24 protein-coding genes are annotated in these 23,857 nt (G+C 34.6%); 17 read left to right on the top strand and 7 right to left on the bottom strand.

Annotated elements, in window-relative coordinates; translation table 11 throughout:
- Positions 1-28 precede the first annotated feature (28 nt).
- Positions 29-1,381 carry a DUF4026 domain-containing protein gene (locus PQF83_RS00250; protein ID WP_000453734.1) on the bottom strand — a complete coding sequence of 451 codons (1,353 nt, stop codon included), beginning with the start codon at positions 1,379-1,381 and terminating at the stop codon, positions 29-31.
- A 241-nt stretch (positions 1,382-1,622) separates the two neighbouring features.
- Between PQF83_RS00250 and PQF83_RS00255 the strand changes: the two genes are divergently transcribed.
- Together PQF83_RS00255 and PQF83_RS00260 are read left to right on the top strand one after the other, a co-directional pair.
- The gene (locus PQF83_RS00255; RefSeq protein WP_000279246.1) at positions 1,623-3,989 is read left to right on the top strand and encodes a DUF6359 domain-containing protein; all 2,367 of its coding nucleotides are present in this window, start codon (positions 1,623-1,625) and stop codon (positions 3,987-3,989) included.
- 152 nt (positions 3,990-4,141) lie between these two features.
- Positions 4,142-4,441 carry a hypothetical protein gene (locus tag PQF83_RS00260; protein ID WP_001148848.1) on the top strand — a complete coding sequence of 100 codons (300 nt, stop codon included), beginning with the start codon at positions 4,142-4,144 and terminating at the stop codon, positions 4,439-4,441.
- Positions 4,442-4,495: 54 nt separating this feature from the next.
- On the opposite strand, the gene PQF83_RS00265 is transcribed toward PQF83_RS00260, so the two are convergent.
- Positions 4,496-5,341 carry a membrane protein gene (locus tag PQF83_RS00265; RefSeq protein WP_000984154.1) on the bottom strand — a complete coding sequence of 282 codons (846 nt, stop codon included), beginning with the start codon at positions 5,339-5,341 and terminating at the stop codon, positions 4,496-4,498.
- A 427-nt stretch (positions 5,342-5,768) separates the two neighbouring features.
- Here PQF83_RS00265 and PQF83_RS00275 point away from each other — a divergent pair, with 427 nt between their 5' ends.
- The 4 genes from PQF83_RS00275 to PQF83_RS00290 all read left to right on the top strand — a co-directional run bounded on the left by PQF83_RS00275 (position 5,769) and on the right by PQF83_RS00290 (position 10,066).
- Positions 5,769-6,341 (top strand): TetR/AcrR family transcriptional regulator, encoded by a 573-nt coding sequence (locus PQF83_RS00275; RefSeq protein ID WP_000963375.1) that lies wholly within the window; start codon positions 5,769-5,771, stop codon positions 6,339-6,341.
- Positions 6,342-6,552: 211 nt separating this feature from the next.
- The gene (locus tag PQF83_RS00280; protein ID WP_000678100.1) at positions 6,553-9,366 is read left to right on the top strand and encodes a YhgE/Pip family protein; all 2,814 of its coding nucleotides are present in this window, start codon (positions 6,553-6,555) and stop codon (positions 9,364-9,366) included.
- Between the two features lie 143 nt (positions 9,367-9,509).
- On the top strand, positions 9,510-9,722 hold the full coding sequence (locus PQF83_RS00285) for a hypothetical protein (RefSeq protein ID WP_002163726.1): 213 nt from the start codon (positions 9,510-9,512) through the stop codon (positions 9,720-9,722).
- A 38-nt stretch (positions 9,723-9,760) separates the two neighbouring features.
- Positions 9,761-10,066 (top strand): DUF2087 domain-containing protein, encoded by a 306-nt coding sequence (locus PQF83_RS00290; protein ID WP_000138195.1) that lies wholly within the window; start codon positions 9,761-9,763, stop codon positions 10,064-10,066.
- A 31-nt stretch (positions 10,067-10,097) separates the two neighbouring features.
- On the opposite strand, the gene PQF83_RS00295 is transcribed toward PQF83_RS00290, so the two are convergent.
- The 4 genes from PQF83_RS00295 to PQF83_RS00310 form a co-directional block, all read right to left on the bottom strand.
- Complete coding sequence (locus tag PQF83_RS00295; protein WP_000721064.1) at positions 10,098-11,291, bottom strand: hypothetical protein; 1,194 nt, start codon at positions 11,289-11,291, stop codon at positions 10,098-10,100.
- A gap of 64 nt (positions 11,292-11,355) precedes the next feature.
- Positions 11,356-12,093 carry a hypothetical protein gene (locus PQF83_RS00300; protein WP_000733102.1) on the bottom strand — a complete coding sequence of 246 codons (738 nt, stop codon included), beginning with the start codon at positions 12,091-12,093 and terminating at the stop codon, positions 11,356-11,358.
- Positions 12,094-12,674: 581 nt separating this feature from the next.
- Positions 12,675-13,175: a DinB family protein gene (locus PQF83_RS00305; RefSeq protein ID WP_000713022.1), complete on the bottom strand. Its 501-nt coding sequence runs from the start codon at positions 13,173-13,175 to the stop codon at positions 12,675-12,677.
- Between the two features lie 84 nt (positions 13,176-13,259).
- On the bottom strand, positions 13,260-14,201 hold the full coding sequence (locus PQF83_RS00310; protein ID WP_001082268.1) for a helix-turn-helix transcriptional regulator: 942 nt from the start codon (positions 14,199-14,201) through the stop codon (positions 13,260-13,262).
- A 197-nt stretch (positions 14,202-14,398) separates the two neighbouring features.
- Between PQF83_RS00310 and PQF83_RS00315 the strand changes: the two genes are divergently transcribed.
- On the top strand, positions 14,399-15,412 hold the full coding sequence (locus PQF83_RS00315; RefSeq protein WP_000103718.1) for a LacI family DNA-binding transcriptional regulator: 1,014 nt from the start codon (positions 14,399-14,401) through the stop codon (positions 15,410-15,412).
- A gap of 39 nt (positions 15,413-15,451) precedes the next feature.
- Here the strand turns inward: PQF83_RS00315 and yhfH are convergent, their stop codons facing one another.
- Positions 15,452-15,580, bottom strand: a complete 129-nt coding sequence (gene yhfH, locus PQF83_RS00320) for a protein YhfH (protein WP_000567010.1) — start codon at positions 15,578-15,580, stop codon at positions 15,452-15,454.
- Between the two features lie 180 nt (positions 15,581-15,760).
- Between yhfH and PQF83_RS00325 the strand changes: the two genes are divergently transcribed.
- The 10 genes from PQF83_RS00325 (at position 15,761) to PQF83_RS00370 (ending at position 23,812) form a co-directional block, all read left to right on the top strand.
- A complete protein-coding gene (locus PQF83_RS00325; protein ID WP_000784663.1) occupies positions 15,761-16,495 on the top strand; it encodes an MBL fold metallo-hydrolase in 735 nt (244 codons plus the stop codon).
- 9 nt (positions 16,496-16,504) lie between these two features.
- Positions 16,505-17,494, top strand: coding sequence for a lipoate--protein ligase (locus PQF83_RS00330; RefSeq protein WP_000897258.1), 990 nt, complete (start codon positions 16,505-16,507; stop codon positions 17,492-17,494).
- Positions 17,495-17,748: 254 nt separating this feature from the next.
- Positions 17,749-18,177 carry a hypothetical protein gene (locus tag PQF83_RS00335; protein ID WP_000832616.1) on the top strand — a complete coding sequence of 143 codons (429 nt, stop codon included), beginning with the start codon at positions 17,749-17,751 and terminating at the stop codon, positions 18,175-18,177.
- Between the two features lie 161 nt (positions 18,178-18,338).
- A complete protein-coding gene (locus PQF83_RS00340; RefSeq protein ID WP_001055184.1) occupies positions 18,339-19,871 on the top strand; it encodes a fatty acid--CoA ligase family protein in 1,533 nt (510 codons plus the stop codon).
- 112 nt (positions 19,872-19,983) lie between these two features.
- A complete protein-coding gene (locus PQF83_RS00345; protein ID WP_000435472.1) occupies positions 19,984-20,235 on the top strand; it encodes a hypothetical protein in 252 nt (83 codons plus the stop codon).
- A gap of 89 nt (positions 20,236-20,324) precedes the next feature.
- The gene (locus PQF83_RS00350; RefSeq protein WP_000592110.1) at positions 20,325-21,350 is read left to right on the top strand and encodes an S-layer homology domain-containing protein; all 1,026 of its coding nucleotides are present in this window, start codon (positions 20,325-20,327) and stop codon (positions 21,348-21,350) included.
- A gap of 263 nt (positions 21,351-21,613) precedes the next feature.
- On the top strand, positions 21,614-22,099 hold the full coding sequence (locus tag PQF83_RS00355) for a barstar family protein (RefSeq protein WP_001217227.1): 486 nt from the start codon (positions 21,614-21,616) through the stop codon (positions 22,097-22,099).
- Between the two features lie 181 nt (positions 22,100-22,280).
- On the top strand, positions 22,281-22,526 hold the full coding sequence (locus tag PQF83_RS00360) for a hypothetical protein (protein ID WP_000282232.1): 246 nt from the start codon (positions 22,281-22,283) through the stop codon (positions 22,524-22,526).
- Between the two features lie 43 nt (positions 22,527-22,569).
- Positions 22,570-23,094 (top strand): hypothetical protein, encoded by a 525-nt coding sequence (locus PQF83_RS00365; protein WP_001008519.1) that lies wholly within the window; start codon positions 22,570-22,572, stop codon positions 23,092-23,094.
- 115 nt (positions 23,095-23,209) lie between these two features.
- Positions 23,210-23,812 carry a hypothetical protein gene (locus tag PQF83_RS00370; protein ID WP_000382051.1) on the top strand — a complete coding sequence of 201 codons (603 nt, stop codon included), beginning with the start codon at positions 23,210-23,212 and terminating at the stop codon, positions 23,810-23,812.
- Positions 23,813-23,857: the final 45 nt, after the last annotated feature.

The raw sequence follows: 23,857 nt of genomic DNA on the forward strand, positions 1-23,857 counted from the left end.
TTCAATCATATTGAAGGCGTTTTGTTACTTATTCACCAATAAACATATATAAGTTATTTGGCTTTATAACGGCATCTCCTGCATAAATAACCCATTCTGTTAAGTCATCAAAATCTAAATGATAACTATTTCCTTCACTCATATCTTCTATAAAATATGGTTCATTAATGAGTATTCCTTGAATAAAGTCTTCTGTAATATGTTGCATTTCAAACCACATATGCTCGCTTTTACCCTCTTCATAGGAAACGCCAAACTTAGCGAGAAAACGAAACTCCTCATTTGATTGTTCAATTTGAAAAATGTTGCTGAAATACCCGAAAGTATTTTTTGCATTGTAAGCCATACGAGCCGTTTCACTATTTGTTTTATAGAACATGAGCCCTGTAGCTTCCTCGTGTTCTTTGAAAAAGCTTTCGATACATTCTTCTGAAGTATCAAATTTGAACAAGAGAACAGATGGCGATTGATGGTATTCATCTCGGTCATCCATCCCGCCTAAGAATGTGTTTTGTGCATCTATTGGTTGTAGCTTCACTTCTTCATCCTCAATTGAAGATAATTGATCTATACTCGTTTTATGCCCAATATAAGATAAACCTTTTTCCCACGGCACAGCTACTGTATGTATAGAACCTTGCTGACTATGTGCGATAACGATAGGCTCATTCATAGGGACTTGTCCATTTTCAACGGCATTATTCGCAAATGTTTGAAAGAGGTCACCAATGCCATAGTAGGAAGGAATGCGATTTGGAATAATTAATTCTATTTCTGTTACGCCCGCTCTTAAAAGGCCGTGTGTATGAAACCAATATTGCGTAGGCTCGCCTTCTTTATCGTCTTCATAAACGGAATGAATAACGTACAAGTCAGGAATGTCAGGTAATAATTCATTTTCAACGTGATATTCAATATAGCTTCTAGATATTACCTTCATTGCTGCACTTGAATCAATTACAAATAACAAATCTGGCGCAAGGTTCCATAAAAACTGTAACTGCTGGAAAAAGCAGTCCAGCACATCGCCTACAAATAGCGTACGGGTGAAAATTTCAGTACCATAAGCCGCATCTTCAAAAGTACGGTCTACGATTGTGGAATCTTGTCTATTGTATAGTTTGTATTCTTCTGGATCATCCGTTTCATCAATATGCAGTTCATACGGTATGACATTTTCATCCATATGTAACTCAACAATAAGGCTTGTCTCATCACTATAAACAATTTTTAACTCATCAACTTTAGTAGCGATAGTTTCTAGCCGTTGTTTTAACTGCTCAATTGTAATTCTAGTCGGTATAACAGCAATCATATCTGAAAAATGACGTTCTAATGTTCCATTCATAGCTGCGCGGTATGTTTCTGTCTGTACTTCCATCCAATCACTCCTATTCAAATGAATCCATTTTACATGCCAATGAAATATCGATATTTTCTGTTTTCTCTCTCTAACATTATAGAGTGCATTCGTAGAAAGTGTAAAATTATTATTTTGTATTATAGTTTGAAAGCTTGTAAATTAAATAAATTTTTTGTAAAACTTGTCGAAATATCATTCTATATAACGAATCATTTGATATGATAGACATGCTGAGAAAATATGAAATAGGGAGAGGGAAATGGCTGTGAAGAAATTGTTAAGTGTCTTTTTATCATTTATACTATTGCTTTCATTTACTGGAACTTTAGTACAAGCAGAAGAAACTACTTCTATGTCAGTAGAAAAAGCAATTCAAGTATTTAAGCAGCAAGGGAAAACGAAGGGGACAGTGGAAGGGTACATCGTCGGATATACGCAAAGTCCTTCGAAATACACGAAAGATCCGGCTAAGTTTGATGATACAAACGTAGCAATTGCTGATTCGCCAAATGAAACGAATCCAGACAAAATCATGCCTGTTCAGTTACCAAAAGGCGATGTGAGAGCGGCAGTAAACGTGAAAGATCATCCTGAAAATATCGGGAAGAAAGTTAGTTTAACAGGGACGCTTGAATTATATTTTAGTAGCCCAGGTTTAAAATCAGTAACAGCTCATAAGTTTCAAGGGGAAGAACAAAACCGTGTTAGTGATGTAGTAGCTTCACCGAATGGAGGAGAAGTTGCGAAAGGAACAGCAGTAACGTTAACAACGAATACAGAAGGAGCAACAATCTACTATACGTTAGATGGCTCTAACCCTACAAATAAAAGTGTTCGTTATAACGGACAAATTATCGTGAATGAAAATAGTGTGATTAAAGCAATTGCAGAGAAAGAAGGGCTTACTTCTTCAGCAATTTCAACATTTTCATTTGTTATCGTAAACAATGAACCAGTTCGTATTCATGATATTCAAGGAAAATCACATATTTCTCCTTACAACGGGAAGAAAGTATACAATGTGGAAGGCGTTGTAACAGCGCTTGATAAAAATGGTTTTTATATAGAAGATAATCAGCCAGATAATGATCCAGCTACTTCAGAAGGTATGTATGTGTACAAAAAGGATGCGAATGTAGCAGTAGGAGATCTTATTCAAGTTGATGGAGTAGTAGAAGAATATGTTGGACCTGGATATGCAGAAAGGTTTGACACAGACTTAACGACGACGGAAATTAAAGCGAGCCGCGTTGCTGTAATCGCAAAAGATCAAGTTTTACCAGCACCGATTGTACTTGGAGAAAACGGTGTGAAAATTCCTGATCAAATTATCGATAATGATGCATTTGGTTTATTTGATCCAAATGAAGATGCAATCGATTTTTATGAAAGTATAGAAGGTATGCGCGTTACGATGCCAACGCCAAAAATTATTGCACCTCAGAAAAACGGGAATTTATATGTAACAGTGAAAAATGGCGGAAATAAAGTCGTAACGAAATATGGCACACCTGTATTAGATGAAAATCAATTAAACCCAGAGCGTCTTTCTGTAAAAGTACCTCGTAATTATGTAGCAAAAGTAGGAGATACTTTCACTGGAGATATAACAGGAGTAGTCGGATATGATTACGGTGCGTTCCGCATTGCGCCAATAACGGAATTACCATCTGTAGTAGACGGTGGATTTAAGCAAATAGGAGCAAATATTCAGCCGCGTCTTGATAAGTTAACGGTTGCTACATATAATATTGAAAACTTCTCGGCGAATAAAAAAGAAACAACAGATGAAAAAGTAAAAGCGTTAGCGTATTCTATTAAATACAATTTAAAAATGCCGGATATTATCGGTGTAGAGGAAATGCAAGATAATAACGGAACGGTTAATGACGGTACAACAGATGCTTCGTTAAGCGCAAAACGTATCATTGATGCAGTGCTAGAAATTCGCGGGCCAAAGTATGAGTATGTAGAAATTGCTCCGAATAATAATTTAGACGGAGGAGCACCAGGCGCTAACATTCGCGTCGGTTTCTTCTATAACCCATCACGCGTGAAATTAGCAACAGTACCGAAGTTGCTTGATAAAAACGTTGTCCGTATTGGAGACGAAAATCCATTGTTTGAAAGTACACGTAAACCGCTTGCGGCAGAATTTACGTTCCAAGGACAAAATTTAGTTGTTGTTGCAAATCACTTAAACTCAAAAATAGGAGATGCAACACCATTTGGAAAAGTACAGCCGCTCGTATTAAAAAGTGAAGAAAAACGAGTTCAATTAGCGCAAGAAGTAAATCATTTCGTACAAGGAATTCAGAAAAAGAACACGAATGCACCAGTTGTTGTGTTAGGGGATATGAACGATTTTGAGTTTGCTAAACCACTAAAAGCACTAGAAGGAACAATCTTGAAAAATATGTTAAATACAGTGCCGAAAGAAAATCGCTACACGTATATTCATGAAGGAAATGCACAAGTGCTAGATCATATTTTAGTAACAAACAACATTGCACCGCACACAATCGTAGATCCAGTACATTTAAACTCAAACATTATGAAAGAACATGGACGTGTAAGTGATCACGACCCAGTACTTGCTCAAATTGATTTGAAGAAGGCATCTTAAAGTAGGGGAACGCTTAGGTAACTAAGCGTTCTTTTATTTGATAAAAATAGATAAGGATAGTGTATAAGCGATTTTTTAGAATGATATAGATTGGTCTTCTGCAGTTTTATGGTAAAATTGATTGAATATTTAGTTTTTAAGGAGGGTCAATGATGCAAGCACAACTAAATGGGAAATTAATGAATCAGCTTGCATTTTCTTTTAGTACCATCGTCATGCTTCAATTTATAGCTGATGTAACAGGACTTACGCAAAATTTAGATATTACATATAACTTAATACATACAGCAGCATCTTATATAACGTTTAGTTTAGCAGTTATTTTTACTTTAATTGGCGCAAGGAGAGAATTAAGTAAATATGCAATTACTTCATTATGTTTAGTTGTAGGTATTAAAGCGATTTATTTTGTAGGGGTCGTTATTTTATGGGGATTGGCTGGCACGCCATAAAAGGATAGTAAATAAACCTCTAATTTTCAAGATAGTAAGGAAATTAGAGGTTTATTATACTTGAAATGATTTTCTACACCGATCTCTTCTTTGCAATCTTCTTCTATATTTTTTTCTATCCCGCTTTACCCCTCGTATATACATAAGTAAGCTAACGAAAAGAAAGAAAGCACATTGCACCGTTAAAATGTACGGTGACATTCCATCCAATGGTTGTTTTGGATCATATAAATGAATTGGTGCTCCGCCTATTGTAGGGAAGACTGTATTTAGCAGGACGTAAGGGATGGAGGTAGCTGCAAATGGAAATAGAAGCGACATATAATCTTTTTGTGACCATGCAGATGCAGCAAGTCCTAAAAGAGCCATTAAACCTGCAAATAAAAAGTTAATTCCAATATATACAGTAATGTAAATAATGGGAGAAGCCTCATATAAGTTTGCAAACATCCCATTAACATTTATGATGCCTGAACCAGCCGGCGTTTCTCCGTCTGGAATGGTTAATTTGCAAAATAATAAAGATAAGATAAATGGAAGCGTATAAAGAAGTCCGCCGCAAAAGAATGTAACAATATATTTCGTTATTGAATAAGAAAATAAATTAATTCCTTTACTTACAAACTGTTTAAAGCCATCAGATTTATCCGAGTTGTAACTTGTACTAAAGGGAAGGCTCGCAATAATTGGCATTAATAATAAATAAACATCCATTTCATTGTCACGAAATCCAATCCATTTTATATCTGTTGATATAGGTCCGCTTGCAGCGTCCCCTAAATAACGAATGACATAATAATAATGATAAATACAAATAAGAACGAATCCACTAAACATAATAATTAAAGAAACACGATTACAAAAAGCTTGCTTTATATTTAAACGAAGTGCACGCATCATGACTGAAAAAGCCCCCACTGATTATTAGTCTTCACCAATCGGACTTTTATGGACAGCCCGATCCCCACCTAAATTCTTTGCTTTCGCTGAATTTTGAGGTAGGGTCTTACTGCCCGTTAAAGTCGGATAAACTTGTCTATTTTCTATATTACTATTAAATGTAAAGATTTTCTTGTTTTTTTATTTGATTATTTAAAAAAAGAGAAATTTGTTGTTGGGAAGTAAGGTTTAGCTGTATATCTCAAGAACACCTTTTCCTTTTCTCTTTTCTTCTGATAAACTATGGACAGTATGATACAATTTGACTGGAATTTTTTATACTGGAAATAATAAAAAAGAGAACTTGTATAGAATGTAAGCGTGTGGTAATATCAAAGATGTACTAATTGACTATATTATCCAATTGGTCATTTTTGGAGGTGACGATGTGGCGATAGATCGAAAACGTTCTATTATTGAGGCTGCAACAAAGTCTTTTTCAGCATTCGGTTATAAAGCAACAACGATGGATCAAGTAGCGAAGTTAGCGAATGTAGGAAAAGGAACGATTTATACTTTTTTCAAAAATAAAGAAGAGCTATTTGGCGAGATTATTTCTAATTTAATTACAGAAATGAAGCAAGTTGCAGAAAATGCAATTCGTTCAGATGTTTCATTTTTTGAAAATGTACATAGAGCATTATATAGCATATTAGAATTCAGAAAAGAACATCAGCTCATGATTAAGTTAATTCAAGAAGAGCGCGATATGGGAACGAAAGAAGTACAAGAAGTGATGCAACAAGTAGATGTGGAAATCGTTTCTGTCATTCAATCCTATTTAAAGATTGCGATTGATAAAGGTGAAATTAGCAAATGTGATCCAGAAATTACAGCATTTATTATGCTTCGCTTATATGTATCGCTTATTTTTGATTGGGAAAAAAATCATGAACCGCTAGAAAAAGAAAAAATCGCAGAATTATTTGAACTTTATTTATTAAAAGGATTGTCAAACTAAGATAATCCTTTTTTTTATAAAAAATGACCGATTGAACAAAATGGTCATACATTTAATTTAGGAGGGATTATAGAAATATTCACTTCATAGTAAGAAACAGTTGCATAGTATAAATTCGGGGATAAGGCATATGTATGAATCAGTATAGCCTTTTTGTTTGGGTAAAAATGACCAATTGAACAATTCGGTCATTTAAAAAGGGGGAGAAATGATGAAAGGAAATCAGTTACTTCGTAAAGAGTTCACACAAATTATAAAAAGTAAAAAAATATTAATTCCAATTATCGCGGTTCTATTCGTACCAATTTTATATGCAGGTATGTTTTTATGGGCCTTTTGGGATCCGTATAAACAGTTAGATGATTTACCAGTTGCGGTAGTCAATTTAGATAAAGGTGCAGTATTTGACGGAAAACCAATTGAGGTCGGAAAAGGGCTTGTTGATAATTTAAAAGATAATACCAGTTTTAAATGGGAATTTGTAAGTGAAAAAGAAGCGAAAAAAGGAATGGAAGGCAGAAAGTATTACATGTTAGTACGCATTCCAGATGACTTCTCAAGTAACGCTACAACATTATTAAAAGATGAACCGAAACCATTAAACTTAGAATATATTCCAAACGAAAGCTTAAACTTCTTATCTTCACAAATTGGCGGAACAGCCATTGAAAAAATTAAAGGTGAAGTAGCAAGTACGTTAACGAAAACATATGCAGAGAAAATGTTTGATTCCATTCAAGACGTCTCAAAAGGATTAGCAGATGGGGCGGAAGGTGCAAGTAAACTACATGACGGATCAAATGAGCTGCATGATGGTTCAAGTAAAGTGACGGATGGACTTCATACACTTCAAGGGAAGTCTGGGGAGATGAAGGATGGAGTTCAGAAATTAGCAGATGGATCTAATAAGTTACAAGATGGATCCGGAAAAGTGACAGTAGGTTTAAATACGTTAAATAGCAAAACGGGTGAGATGCAGGTAGGTATAGGGAAATTACAAGATGGATCTCAGAAAGTAACAGTAGGTTTGAATACGTTAAATAGCAAAACGGGTGAAATGCAGGTAGGTATAGAGAAATTACAAGATGGATCTCAGAAAGTAACAGCAGGTTTGAATACGTTAAATGGAAAAACGGATGAAATGAAAAAAGGAATTGACGAATTACGTGATGGATCTGAGCAAGTGACTGGTGGTTTGAACAAATTGGTAAGTAAATCTGGCGAATTAAAAGCAGGAACAACCGATCTATCAAATGGTATGGGAAAAGTTGTTGAGGGACAAAGCCAATTAGAGAAATGGTCTCAAGGGATTCAAAAGGGATTGCAGGAGTTAAATAGTAACGTACAAAACTCTATTGCAGGTTTAGAGGAAATGCAGTCAAAAGCTCCTTCTACATTAAATAAGGTAAATGAGAAAATAAATGAGGCTGGAGAAAAAGTAAATCAGTTAAATGAATTCACGCAATCAACAGCAGAGGATGCACAAACTGCAGCGCAAGATGTAGCAAATTTGCAAAAGCAAATCGAGAGTTTACCAAAAGAATATCAAGATCAGTTGCAACCCTTTATAACAAGTGCGGCAAAAAGTACAGCGACAGTGCAACAAAAAGCTGTTGGAGTTGCAGGTGGAACAAATAAATTAAATGCAGAAGTAAAACAATTAAAAGGTGAAATACAACAAACGACAAGTGGAGTACAAAGCGAATTACCAAATCCAAAACGGGTGAAAGCTTTAACGGAGGGTATTGAGAAACTAACGAATGAACAAGCGAAATTTGTTAGTACGTTTCAGGATTTTGGTGAAGGGTTAGGAGATACAAAAAGAGGTGCTGATAAATTAAAAGAGGGATCAGTTCAATTAATTGATGGCGCAACTCAATTACAAAGTGGATCTGGAAAAGTGACAATAGGATTAGGGAAATTATCTGTAGGAGCAAACCAAATGACAGGTGGTGTAACTCAATTAGTAGATGGCTCTGGTCAAGTGACAGGCGGTTTAGGTGAATTATCTACAGGAGCAAACCAAATGGCAGGTGGTGTAAATCAACTAGCAGATGGCTCAAGCCAAGTAACAGGCGGTTTAGGTACATTATCTGTAGGAGCAAACCAAATGGCAGGTGGTGTAAATCAACTAGCAGATGGCTCTGGTCAAGTAACAACTGGCATAGGTACGCTAAATGGTGGTCTAAATAAAATGTCAACCGGCTCAACCCAGCTAATCGACGGCGTTAATAAACTAGCAGACGGTTCCGGGAAAGTAACGGATGGCCTTGTAAAAGTAAACGACGGTTCAGGTGAACTTGCTGAGAAACTTGGCGAAGGGGCAGAGAAAACTGGTGAAGTAAAAGGAACGGATAAAACGTATGATATGTTTGCAAGTCCTGTAAAAGTGAAGACGGAGAAAATGGCGGAAGTTCCAAACTACGGAACTGGATTTACACCGTATTTCTTATCACTCGGTTTATTTGTTGGGGCATTACTATTATCAATCGTATATCCATTACGTGATACAGTGGGCGTTCCAAAATCAGGATTTAGCTGGTTTATTAGTAAGTTCGGCGTTTTACTATCAGTCGGTATTATTCAAGCAGTAGTAGCTGATGTCATATTATTGTTTGGATTAGGTGTAGAAGTACAAAGTATTCCTTATTTCATACTCTTTAGCATCGTTACAAGTTTAGCGTTTATCTCATTAATTCAATGTTTAGTAACAGCATTTGGTGATGCAGGGCGTTTCATCGCCATCATCACATTAATTATTCAGCTTACAACAAGTGCTGGAACATTCCCACTAGAATTGATTCCGAAGTTTTTACAACCATTCAATGCTTGGCTACCGATGACATACTCTGTATCAGGGCTGAAAGCAGTCGTATCAAGCGGAGACTTTAACTTCATGTGGCAAAACATAGGAATACTCATGATCTTTATCGTTGTGTTATCACTTGGAACAATTGCTTCATTAACTTGGATGCACAAACGACAGTTTAAAAATATTGCTGAAAATCAATCGGTTGAAGCGTAGAAAAAAGCACCTTTTTGGTGCTTTTTTATTGTAATGCAGGGCATCTTTTTTGTAGTTCGGATAGGAATCTGTCTAAAAACTATAGAAACGAAAGAAAAGGAATTACAACAATTTAAAGAGAAAACTAGAATAGAGGAGCTGATATGATGAAAGGAAAGCTTACTTATTATTTTATCTTAAATCCGCTAATCATCTTTCTTGTTTACGCCCTTTCACCTATCTTGTTTCATAAAGAAAAATATATAAATATGAAAGATGCACTAGGAATACTTGTAGTTTACTATGTGCTTATTAGCGGGTATTACTTTATGGATGTTGTAAGTAAAAGAATGAAGAAAAACGGTAAAGAAAAATAAAGAGTTTTATTACATAAAAACCGATGGAGGATAACAACATGACCGAAAATGAAATCAAATTCAGAGATACAACCATTCGTAATTTTTTCGATAAAGAGGACCGCCTAAAATCGATTCCAGGTCAAAAGAAGAAAAAACTAGTATTGTTAGAGTATTTAATTAGCAAGTTAAATGCGGAGAATCAGTATACGGAAAAAGAAATCAATGCATTCATCAAACAATATCATGACGATTTTTGTACGATTAGACGCGAGTTTATTGTGCAGGGGTTTATGGACAGAGAGGATAATATGTACCGTATAAATGGGAGAGAAATGTGGACGAAGTGGGAGGAGTTAAAATAAAAAGCTCTGTTATGGAAAACAGAGCTTTTTATTATTTATTCGGATGTAAAATTTTAAAATCGTAGGCGTAAATGGATTTACCACCTTTAACAGATGTAATAATTTGATCCATATCTTTAATTTTAGTAGTTTTAATTTTTTTACCGGTTGTTAGAGAGTATGTTTCTATAGAATATTTATGTTCTTGCTTTTCATTATAACGTAATACATATAATTGATCGTTTTCAAAATATGTTTGTTCATTATATCTAACGCCATCCGTTACATGGTAATCAATTTTGAATTTAGGATTGACTGCATTTGTTTCGGTATTAAAAGTTATGACCTCACCTAGTCCATTTATAAAAAATAATTCATTGTTATGTAGATAAGCGGAATTATTTTTTGTAAATGGTATGGAAGCTGTGGAATTCTCCTCGGAAGAAAGTAAAATTAAATCTTGTTTTAATGATTTTTTATCAATGCGTAATAAATATACTTTGCCTTTAATGGAGTTATCGTTCTCAATTAAAATCGTATAATAAAAATTTGAGTCACTTAAAATAGATGAGTAACTAGAATACGACATGTTTTTATTAAGATTAATTGTTGTAACATCTTCAAGGTGCATAGTTGAATCATTAAATAGTAATTTTTTTAAACTATGCTCATTTTTATCTATATCTTGAGTTAAGACTAAGACTTCATCTGTATTGACGCCAGAGCTAATAAGATAATGAGGAATATTTCCTTTATGAATCTGTTTTTGATTACCAAAAATTACATTCGAATCATAATTTCCAGTAGATGAGTTACTACCTGAATTGTAAATGTTAACAAATAAGCCTTGTTTTTTTAAATATATCCTTTGATCTCCTGTATGTTGGTATTTCATTTTAAAATTTTTAAAATCATCTCCAATAAATTTAATATTATCTTTACTTTCTAGTACGATTTCTTTTTTGTTATCAGATACACCTATTCCTCCGAGTTCTAAACCATTCATTTTATATCCATGTGCTTTTGCATTTTTATCGATGAATATCGCATAACTAATCCCGTTGCCATCCATATCTTGATCGGCAGTCGAAGAGAGATATATAACAGCTTGTTTATCTTTCAAAAAATCTTTTTTCTCAATATCTTCTTCAGATATTGAATTTACATTATTGTTTTTAAAGAAGAAAAAGTAGATGAGTGCTACAATTAAAATTATGCTTAGAATAAGAACGATTATTTTTTTCACTGTTATGAGCTCCTTTTATAAGAAGAAGTGCAACAAATATAGTTGTTGCACTTTTTCTTCAGTATTAAATATTGCGAATTGTTGAGGTTTGTTTTGCGTCACGAACATCCCGTGGATATACACCAGCACCGCCATCTTTATCTAAATCTAGTCCGCCATGAAGTTGATAAGCAGACCAAATTAGTTTAGAACAGTTTTTAGCCCCATAATGTGTTGTACTTCTATTTGTAGCAAAATTATAAGAATATGAATCTTTACCTACACGATCTTTTGCCCACCATGCCGCATCATTTTTGTTTTGCCAAGATGTATTTACGGATTTTACTACCGCATCTCCTTTATCTACTTTACGGGATGTAGTACTAATTGTACGAACGCCATCACCTGGTACAGATTCTACAATTGTATTTGAACTATAATACATACCAACATGTCCATGATTTAAGTATGCAGTGTATGAACCGGTATAGAAGAAATCCCCCATATTGCTGTTCCCAACTGAAACTGTACCACCACTAGCTCCTAAAGTATTCATTTTTTTACTTGCTTCTTTTTTGCCTTGTTCTTCATCTGCTTTTAGCTCTTTATAAATCTGTTCAGAAACAGCTTCTTTTGTATTCCCAGTGTTGTTTGCTAATTCATTAATACTAGATATTAGCTCTTGTGTACTTACATCGGGCTGCATTTTTTTGATTTCATTTAAGTAAGGTAAATCATCACTTTTTGCCAGAGAAGCAGTAGGTACAATCACAGTAGAAGCTAGTAACCCCATTGTTAATGTTAATGCATGTAGCTTTTTAATAATCCATCCCCTTTGTGCAATTTATTTTTTCTGGGAATTTTACCTGTATTTTATTCAAATGGTAAAATTATCCTTAATGATAAGTGATAGTTTTATAGCTGTAAATCGTATTTTAGTAATTAATTGTTGAGAAAGTTTGGCTTGTAATAGGTTTGAAAAATAAGGTTATTATGTTTTTAAGTGTAGATAAATTATATGGAAATGTATAATACAGTTTGTGTGAATATTTGTCTAAGGAATAAAAGGAGGGAATGATTATGGCGGGCTTTATAAAAATTATTCTTTAGTCGTACCATTTGTTATAATACGTGATATTCGTAATTTGTTATATTCCCTACGTTTTTTTGTTGAGAAATAAAAATAGTACTTTATTTGAACTTTCACTTTCAGTAATGTATATAATTGTCTCAATTCAGTTTTTCAACGAGGGTTCTTACAAAGTAGTAGTTTACTTTGTATAGTTCCATTTTAATAGTCATGATTAAAAAGATGGCCAGGTAAATATCTGAGCCATCTTTAAAACATTTTATTCTTCCTCCCACTATATTGGTGGGAGGATTCCATTTTCCCTTTATGAGAAATTATGAAATTGCGTTCTCTAATCGCTCTTTCTGACGAAGATGATGTGCAAAATGCATAGAAATAAGTTGAAACCATTCTGCTGCATGTAAGTAACCAAGCCCAGGATGTTCGACTTTACAATCACTTGGGATAGAAGAAAGTGTTGGCTCAATGTCTTTAACAATTGTAATTAATTCTAGAAGCTGTTTCTGTATGTCTTCTTTATTAGAGGGATTTTCAGGTGTATATCCAGGATGATTTGGTACTTTGATTTGTATATCCGGGAAAGCACCAAGTTTATATACTTTTTCACCCATGTCCGTTTTCTTGTTAGTTGCTGATGGTGTTTCAGTTTTACATTTCGCAATTGCATCTAACTGCATATATGTAGAGGCAATTAAATGACTATACATTTGACCGAGGGACCATTCTTCGCTAGACGGCTTCGTCCTAAATTGTTCTATAGAGTATCTTTCTAATTCCTCTATGTAATACGTTGCTAATTCCTCAAATTTCTTCATATTGTTAACCCCTTTTTATAAAAATGTATTTGCTAATACCTAATATAAAGGATGGCTACTGACAACATTATGTCAGTAGTGAAATTAAAGTTTTAACATTTTTTTTGCTTCATCACGGATTTTCTCAGAAAGAATTTTTGGCTCAAGTACTTGCACTTGGCTCCCCCAGCTAAATACCCATTGAAATACTTCGTCTATGTTTCTTGATTTCAAAAAAACGTGAAAACTGTTATCTCTATGCTCGTATGAATCTATAAAAAAGTAGCGGGACTCAATAATCTTATGTGCAATATGAGATGGAAACAATAAATGAACCGTAACAGTCCGATTGCTTTCAGGTTTATAGTTTTGTAAAGAAAAATCTTTCGGCTTTGTAAAGAATTCTTGTTCTTGCTGTAATGTATCCATTCGATCTAAACGAAAATTGCGTATTTGTTTTCGAAGTAAACAGTGGGCAACGATGTACCAAATTCCTGAAATATTGACTAAGCCATAAGGATGAACGGTCCGCTTTATTTTTGTAGTTTCTCTCGGTTTCCGATAAGAAAAAGAGATAGCTTGTTCTTTTTGAATAGATTCTTGCAATAGAAGAAGTTGATTTTCTAGTTTTTCTTGTTCAGATTGCTGATGTGAAAATATAGGAGAAAGGAAACGAAAAGTTTCTCGTAATTCCTGGGCTTTCTTTTGTTGATCAGCAGGGAGAACAATTTCAAGTTTCTCTTTTGCTGATCGTGCATGTACAGAAAAAGAAGAAGTGAAAGTTTTCTCGATATAATCACCGCCTAGTAAAAGAGTAACAGCCTCTTCAGGCGTAAGCTGAATGGGGGGCAAGAAATAACCATCCATTAATGAATAACCGTGACCAGGCATTGAATAAATAGGAACACCCGATTCGTTAAGTGCATCCATATCTCGATAAATCGTTCTTATACTTGTCTCAAATTTTTCCGCTAAGCTTTGTGCTGTAACAGTTTGTCTTCTTTGTAATTCAATTAATATAGCTAATAAACGATCGGTCCGATTCATGAAATATCTCCTTTTATCTTTAATAAATATGCCTCCTGTAAACTTCTAAAAGTAATATAAAATCCCCTCCCATTAACATACTTTTCCCTATGTATAATATTAATATAGTAAAATCATAAGAAGCCGTATTGCAGTTTCCAATAATATACTATATAATCAATTTAAGAAAACGTTTTCATGCAAAGGGGGAGAATTTCGTGTCGACTATAGAGGACGTGGCGAAATTAGCGGGGTTATCAAGGACAACGGTTTCTAGGGTGATTAATAATCATCCATATGTTTCAGATGAGAAGAAAAAAAGGGTTCAATTAGCAATGAAGCATTTAGGCTTCGTTCCTAATTCTGCGGCGAGAAGGCTTCGTAAACAAAAAACGGAAACAATTGCGGTGCTAGTTCCAAGGATTACAAATCCTTTCTTCAGTAGATTTATTGAAGCAATCGAGATTGCTGCTTCTGAACATAAATATAAACTGATTATTTGTCAAACAAGATATTTACCGGAAAAAGAGATGGAGTATTTACAATTATTATCTACGAAACAAGTAGATGGGATTATTCTATGTTCACTAGAAAATCCGTGGGAAGATGTAGAGCCATACTTACAACACGGTCCAATCGTGTTATGTAATGAATATATTGAGGAAGCAAATATTCCAACAGTGAAGTTTGATCATGCGCAAGGAGCATACATAGCTGCTAAGCATGTGTTAGAACAAGGATATCGTAATCTTATTTTTTGCCGTGGTAACGAAACCAAAGTGGTTAGCCAACAGCGAAAAATGGGCTTTTTACGTGCAATAACGGAGAAGAGCCGCCAAGTAGAAGCGATTGATTTTCTTGAAAACGCTTTCTCTTGGGAAGATGGAAAACGAATATTCCATGAAGTATTAAAGGACAAAAAAAATCCTACCGCGATTTTGGCAGGAGGCGATGAGGTAGCAGCTGGAATTATTTCAGAGGCGAAACGCCATGACTGGAGCATTCCAGATGATCTCGCTGTTATCGGTTTTGATAATCAAATTTTATCACAGATTACAGAGCCAGGTATTACGACAATTGAACAGCCAATCGATGAGATGGCCCGAAAAGTTGTCGACCTGATGATGGATAAAATCCATACGAAAAATTATCGAAAAAAAGAATTGTATGAGTTTGAACTGGAGCTCTTGGTGAAAGGTTCAACGATGAAGGATACGATGTTATTAGCCTAGTAGACTATGTCTGCTAGGTTTTTTTCTGTTCACAAACTACTATTCTTCGTGAACGCAGTCATCACATTTGTTATGGTATGCTTCGTGTTGCTCATCAATTTCTTTCCCACAGTGCGCACAAGTTTTCGTCGGTAAATTTCTGAAAAACTCCATTGGTTGATCGATCATGTCAATCCCTCCATTTCCATTTCTTACTATCATTGTATTAGTACAAAAAACAAAAGTCAACAACTGTTTTATAACAAAATTGAAAATTAATGAAAAAGTTTAGGAAATGGATTATAGTTAACAATGTAGAATGTAAGTGAAACATGCATTTCTACTCGGTTTTAGAAAGGATGGATACATATGAAAATGACTGTTGTCGGCTTTTGGGGCGGCTTTCCAGAAGCGGGAGAAGCAACGTCGGGGTATTTGTTTGAACACGATGGTTTTCGTTTACTTGTAGACTGTGGTAGTGGTGTACTAGCACAGCTTCAAAAATATATAACACCATCTGATATAGATGCAGTTGTACTTTCGCACTATCATCACGATCATGTTGCAGACATTGGGGTATTGCAATATGCGAGACTAATTACGAGTGCGACAAAGGGACAACTACCGGAACTACCAATATACGGTCATACGTTTGATGAGAGTGGATTCCAGTCTTTAACGCATGAACCGCATACGAAAGGAATCGCGTACAATCCAGAAGAAACACTTCAAGTTGGACCGTTCTCGATTTCATTCTTAAAAACTGTTCATCCTGTTACATGCTTTGCGATGCGTATTACAGCAGGTAATGACGCTGTAGTATATAGCGCAGATTCCAGTTATATTCCTGAATTTATTCCATTCACAAAAGATGCTGATCTTTTCATTTGTGAGTGTAATATGTATGCACATCAAGAGGCTGCAAAAGCAGGGCATATGAATAGTACAGAAGTAGCAAGTATTGCGAAAGATGCGAATGTAAAAGAACTTTTATTAACGCACTTACCGCATACAGGCAATCCAGCTGATTTAGTAACAGAAGCAAAACAAATTTTCAGTGGCCATATTACGCTAGCGCATAGTGGCTACGTATGGAACTCATGAGGTGATACGATGTTATTTATTGATAATAAAGGGATTACAGATCCTAGAATAAACTTAGCGATTGAAGAATATTGTGTGAAGAATTTAGATATTAACGAAACATATTTACTGTTCTACATTAATGAACCTTCGATTATCATTGGTAAAAACCAAAACACAGTAGAAGAAATTAATGCAGATTACGTAAAAGAAAAAGGTATTCATGTCGTTCGTCGTCTATCAGGCGGAGGCGCAGTATATCATGATTTAGGAAACTTAAACTTCAGTTTTATTACGAAAGATGATGGAGACAGTTTCAGCAACTTCAAAAAATTCACAGAGCCTGTAACGAAAGCGCTTGGTAAATTAGGCGTAAATGCAGAACTAAGTGGTCGTAACGACATTTTAGCTGAAGGCAGAAAAATTTCAGGTAACGCGCAGTTCTCAACGAAAGGTCGTATGTTCAGTCACGGTACGTTACTATTTGACTCTGAAATCGATCACGTCGTATCAGCACTGAAAGTAAAAATGGATAAGATCCAATCCAAAGGAATTAAATCAATCCGTAGCCGCGTTGCGAACATTACAGAGTTCCTAAACGAAGAAATGACGACAGAAGAGTTTAGACAACTTCTTCTAGAAACAATTTTCGAAGGAGAAACAGAAATTCCAACGTATGAATTAACAGAAGAGGATTGGAAAGAAATCCATAAACTTTCTGAAGAGCGCTACCGCAATTGGGACTGGAACTACGGAAAATCTCCGAAGTTCAACTTACAACATTCACACCGCTTCCCAGTTGGACAAGTTGACGTTCGTCTTGAAGTGAAAAAAGGAACAGTAACAGAATGTAAAATTTACGGTGACTTCTTCGGTTCACTAGATGTGCATGACATTGAAGAACGTCTAACAGGCGTACAATTTGATAAAGATGCATTCACTGCAGCTTTAGAAGGCGTAGATATCGCACGTTACTTCGGTAATATTACAACAGAAGATTTCTTACATTTGTTCTTCTAAAAATAAGGGAGGCTACCGTAACTGGCAGCCTCTTTCTTTTTGCGTAGATTGTCATGTTTTGTCGGTAAGTTGATATATTTAAAAAATCGCTGATATATTCCGGGTTACGACCGATATATTTAGAAAATCGCTGATATATTTCGAGTTGCGCTGATATATCTGAAAAATCGCCGATATAATTTTATATACGATAAAATCACAGGACATCTGCCTCTTATAAAAGAATATACATATTCAAAAGGAGGCGGATCGAAATGAAAAGAGTAATGTACGTTGTATTATTGCTCAGCTTCGTTATTGGAATAGCAGCTTGTAACGATGAAACTTCCTCAAGTCGCATACTTTTATCGATCGGAAAACCAGCGAAAGATAATGTTATATATTTTACGCATACAGATAACAGACGAAAGATACAGGAAATACAAGACATGTTTCAAAATAAGAAGTGGAAAAGAAATGAAACATTCAGCACTGTTAATAAGACACCAGATGTCGTCTTTTCAATAGATGAAGACAATGCAGGGTTACCGGCACTATATGTTACGGTGTATTTTCATGAAGATGGAGCGGACGCGATTAACTTGTTTGGAGAGCATACGACGTTAAATAAAGAGGAACTTACTAAACTTAGAGAAAAGATGAGTGCATATTATCCTAAAATGATTTTTGGTCTAGTTTCATAAATTACTTGCAAATGAAATTCCCTTATCCTTCCAAAGTAAATGAAGAGGAGGTGATCTGTTTATATGCAGTTAATGGAATAACACTTGCCACTTTAATTTTCTTTTAATATAATTAATTTAGAATTTTTAAATATTCTAAATTTTATAAAGGTGGGGTTTGTGTGAATCTCGTTCAATCTTTGGCTGAAACGGCGAAAAAGAAGGGGGATAAACCGGCTTATATATTTATGGATCAGTCGGTCTCATATGACCAATTAAACAAAATGGTCACAAGGTTTTCTAGCAATTTAGCAGAAATGGGCATTGGAAAAGGGGACAATGTTGCATTAGTTGTTGGAAATTCACCACATTTTTTGGTCGGTTTATACGGAACAATGAAAGCGGGAGCAACTGTTATTCCAGTTAATCCAATTTATACAGCAGACGAAATGCATTACATTTTACAAAATGGAGATGTAAAAACAATTATCGTACTCGACGTCCTTCTACCTGTTATACAATCTCTTACAACAAGACTTCCTTCACTTGAAAACATCATCATATGCGAAACCTCATCAGATTTTAACCATACAGAAACCGAAAAAATGAAAACGTTTACTACAATGATAGGGGCTGGAGATTTAACTTACGAAGGCCCAGAACTAGATGAAGAAGATGTAGCGGTTATTCTATACACTTCGGGCACAACTGGAAAACCGAAAGGCGCTATGTTAACGCATAAAAATTTATATAGTAATGCGAGCGATGTGGCATCGTATTTACAATATACGGCTGATGATCGCGTCGTTGCGGCACTGCCAATGTTTCACGTATTCTGTTTAACAGTGGCGGTCAATGCACCGATTGTGAACGGGGCAACGATTTTAATGTTACCGAAATTTAGCCCGAAAGAAGTATTCCGTATTTGCCGCACGTACGAACCGACAATTTTTGCCGGTGTACCGACAATGTATAATTATTTATATTTATTCGAAGAAGCAAGCGCAGAAGATGTGAAGACGCTTCGCCTTTGTATTTCAGGTGGTGCTTCAATGCCTGTTGCTCTTCTGCAAAACTTTGAACAACGTTTTGACGTTATCGTTTCAGAAGGATACGGTTTATCAGAAGCATCACCAGTTACTTGTTTTAATCCACTAGATCGTCCGCGTAAGCCAGGGTCAATCGGTACAAATATTTGGCATGTAGAAAATAAAATTGTAAATGAACTTGGGGAAGAAGTACCTGTTGGTGCAGTTGGGGAATTAATTGTTCGCGGGCCTAACGTTATGAAAGGATATTATAACGCACCAGAAGATACAGCTGCGACATTAAAGGACGGCTGGTTGTATACAGGAGACTTAGCGAAAATGGATGAAGAAGGTTACTTCTATATCGTTGATCGCAAAAAGGATATCGTCTTAGTTGGCGGCTATAACGTATATCCTCGTGAAGTAGAGGAAGTATTGTACATGCACGAATCAGTGGCGGAAGTTGTCGTAATCGGTGTTCCTGATGAAAACTTAGGAGAAGCAGTGCGAGCGTACGTCGTTCTGAAACAAACGAACGTAACAGAAGAAGAACTGATGCATTACTGCACATTACATTTAGCAAAATATAAAGTACCAAAGAGTATTGAATTTTTAACAGAACTGCCGAAGAATACGACAGGCAAGTTGCTGAGAAGAGCTTTGAGAGAAAAAGCGATGCAAGTTTAAATATAGGGGCAACCATCTTTATGAAGATGGTTGCCTTTCTATTTTTTAGCATTGGTTAAGCTATGGTGCCATATATTTAAACCGTAATATGACTAATAAGGAGGAGATATAAGTGGAACAGAAGGAATTACGTTTACGGCGAGTGCAGTATCTTATTTGTGACATTATGGATGAAATGAATGCTGAAAGTGAGAAGAAAAACTTAGAGGTTTTGCAGCAAGTCATTGATCACCTTTCAGGAGCGATAGGTGATTTAGTTGATCCATCAAGCTCGTATTCTATCGATTATTTAGAACGGAAAGTTCATACAGCGCATTATTTACTTTTTAAAAATGAGCGGAAAGCGTACTTATGTAGGAAATAATAGTATTATTTTTATTTGACATTGATAATCATTATCAATATGATAGTTGTGTTAAGTATATTTATATAAAGGGAGATGTCATATTGATAATGATTAAGAAAAAATATATGAATGCATTTGTTATAGCAGCAACGTTAGCAGTTCCATTTAGCGGTATGATGGCACCGATTGCGAAAGCAGAAGCGGTAGTAGAAATGAAAGCAGCTAGCAAATTAGCAGATGACACGTATGACGTTATTTTAAAGACTTATAAAGATCAAACGAATGATACATCTGTTGCGTCTACATATTTAAAAAATGCAAAAGTAACCATTCAAGGTGATAAAAAAATCGTTACGTTAACAGTTCAAGATAGTAGCTATTTCCAGTATCTTAGAGTAGAAGATACGAATAAAGTAGGGACATTCCATGATGTAAAAGTAATTTCCGAAGATAAAGCAAATAACGGTACGAAAGTTGTTCAATTTGAAATTGATGAGTTTTCGAAAAAATATAATATGCAAATGCATATATTAATTCCAGCAATTAAATATGATCATACATATCAAGTACAGTTTGAAATCGATGCGAGTGCAATTGAACAGAAGCCTAAATTCTCTGACGTACCAGCATGGGCACAAGAATCAGTTCAATATTTAGTAGATAAAGAAGCAGTACACGGTAAGCCAGATGGTACATTTGCACCAGCTGAAAATATTGATCGTAGTTCCGCTGCAAAAATAGTAGCAACTGTTTTAGGATTAGAAATTAAGAAAGATGCAAAGCCATCATTCCCTGATGCACAAAATCACTGGGCAACGCCGTATATTGCTGCTGTTGAAAAAGCAGGTATTGTAAAAGGTGATGAGAAGGGAAACTTTAATCCGAGCGGGTTAATTAACCGTGCATCAATGGCTTCAATGTTAGTAAATGCATATAAATTAGAAAGAAATGAAAATATAAAACTACCGAAAGAATTTGCTGACTTAAACAATCATTGGGGGGCGAAGTATGCCAATATTTTAATCCAAGAAAAGATTTCAATTGGAACAGATAATGGCTGGGCTCCAAATAAAGCGGTAAGTCGTGCGGAAGCAGCACAATTTATTGCGAAGGCGGATAAGTTGAAGAAATAAATGAAATAGAATGAGAAATGAAGGCGCACAACGTTCACTTTTGTGAATGGATTGTGTGCTTTTTTATGTGTCAATTATTGATAGGATAGTGTAGAAGATAATATTAATCCGTTATTAGTGGAAATGGACCTCGGCAATATGTATACTTTACAGGTGCGTATGTCTAGCAAAGGATTGTAATTGGTCAAAATAGAAAAGCATATTATACAAAAAATCATTATAAAACTTTTGTTCAATTACCACGTAAAAAGGATGATAAGATCATGCGAATTGATAATAAAATAAAATCGTTAACTCCTCCATTTATACATTTACTATTTAATCATTCTAAACATTTAAGAATAGAAGAGAATATCCAATTAATATCTATTGATGGTAGTAAATGTATGGATATGAATGGGTTATTTAGCGAATTCTCAAAGAAAATGAATTTCCCAGATTATTTCGGTGGTAACTGGAATGCTTTTGATGAGTGTATAAACGATTTAAGTTGGTTAACATCTGAGCAATATGTAATTTTGATTAGTAAAACAGATAAATTGTTGGTGAATGACAATGAGAATTTTGAAGTGTTAATAAACATATTGTCTGATACGTGTATGGAGTGGGCAGAAGGTAGGGAATATGGGGAGTTAATAACTTTTCCAACCCCTGTTCATGTGTTTTTTTGTTGTATAGATAATAAAGAGAAACATATAATTGAGAGGTTTAAGTCCACAGGCATAATTGAATTTGATATTATAAAATAAATTTGCAGTTATAAAAAAACATTGTGGTAGTAATCACAATGCTTTTTTATAACCATCCCTCTAAATATTACAGGTTCATAATATTTTAAAATGTAGCTAGTAATTGTTGAAACGTATTATAAGATGAAAAGAGGAATCTCTTTGAGGAGTTCGCCGTTGTTTATAGAAAGGAAAAGTCAACTTGTATAATTTTAAGCAGGATACAAAAGAATTATTGCAGCAGATAGTAAGGAGAAAGGCACCTGAACTATTATGGATTGTAGATTGTAAAGACTTTCGTATGTTAGAAATTGAAATCATCCATGAGTTGAGAGACATTTTGGCAGATGAGTTAATTGAAAAAGGCTTTGATGAACAGGATAATATTAATGATTTTGGTAGAGTTTTAGAGGAATGGATTGATATATTTGGAGATTCGCTTGAATAATACTTTGCGCTTTATAGCTTAGAACTGAATAAGGAGGACTAAAATGAACTTTGAATTCAAAAAAGTTCAGTGTATAGAAGATAGTAATATATATCGGGTGAATGATTTTACTGATATATATGAAACGGATTTACATAATAATGATGATTTTAATATTGATAATTTGAATTTGCTTTTTCAACAGAGGATTCGTCAATTCATTATACATGTAAGTAAATCAGAAATATTACATTTTAAAAAGGAAGTCGATTCTAAAAAAATTTTTTATAAGATGCTAGACTTTGGCAGGGATAATGTTTTCTTTGTTTTTGAATCTATACAAAAGAAAGAAGTACTTTATATTATCAAATTATTTTATAGTGTAAGTATAGAAAACACGTTAGCTATAATTTGTTTGGGAGAAAAGGTTGATATTAAATTTAAGAAATTAAATCAAAATAAGATTATAGAGTATGTAATGGGGAATTGTTTTGTTCCGAAAATTACATTAGTCCCCTCATCGGCGTGTGCATTTATTCAATATGATGGTGCATTATTAACAATTGCTAGTAACAATTTAGAAATATAGAAAAAGAGTAAGGATGGATAAAGATATTAGAGAGAAGAGTGAATATAAGCTCTTCTCTCTTTATATATGCCAGGGTAATTTAGTCGTAAATAAAAATTGTTTTTAAGGAGAAAACATGGACACATACATCGAAATACACAAACCTGCAACAGAAAAGAACGACTATTTTCTAGTGTTAGATGAACATGATAATTTTGAAAATGATAAAATTTTAAATTTGTTATCAATAATTAATAGATATATAGTTGATGTGGATACAAGCATGGAACAATTTATGAAAACAATGATGTCGAAATTTCATTTATATATTTTAGTGAATTGTGAAGGGGTTCAAGAGGAATTAACAAAGGTACAAAATTACGTTTTTGAAAAAGAATTAAAAGAGTTAAATTGGAGAAAATCCACTGTAAAGAGCACAATTTTAATAAACCAGTATGATCCTGCAACTGATATTTTCGATGTGATTTCTCCTGTATGTATGGAAGGGAGCCTCATGTTCCTTTTCTCTGAGAAGGAAGTAAACGAAAATGAGTTAGAGAGTATCATAAAACATATAAAATTTGAGCAATCAAGAGTATATTTTAATAAAGAAACAATTGAACTGGCTGGGGAAATGGGGTATATAGTAGGGCATTTTGAAGATGAGTATTATTTAGTATCTTTACGTTCGGAAAAGCAAGTATTTGTTTGTTATGCGGAAGAACGTGTTATGGACTAAAATCAAAGCAGCAACGCATGAAACAAGTTCAGCCTTTATGTACTT

Origin of the sequence: Bacillus sp. FF-1, from assembly GCF_028548245.1 — a bacterium.
In the GTDB taxonomy this organism is placed as follows: domain Bacteria; phylum Bacillota; class Bacilli; order Bacillales; family Bacillaceae_G; genus Bacillus_A; species Bacillus_A paranthracis.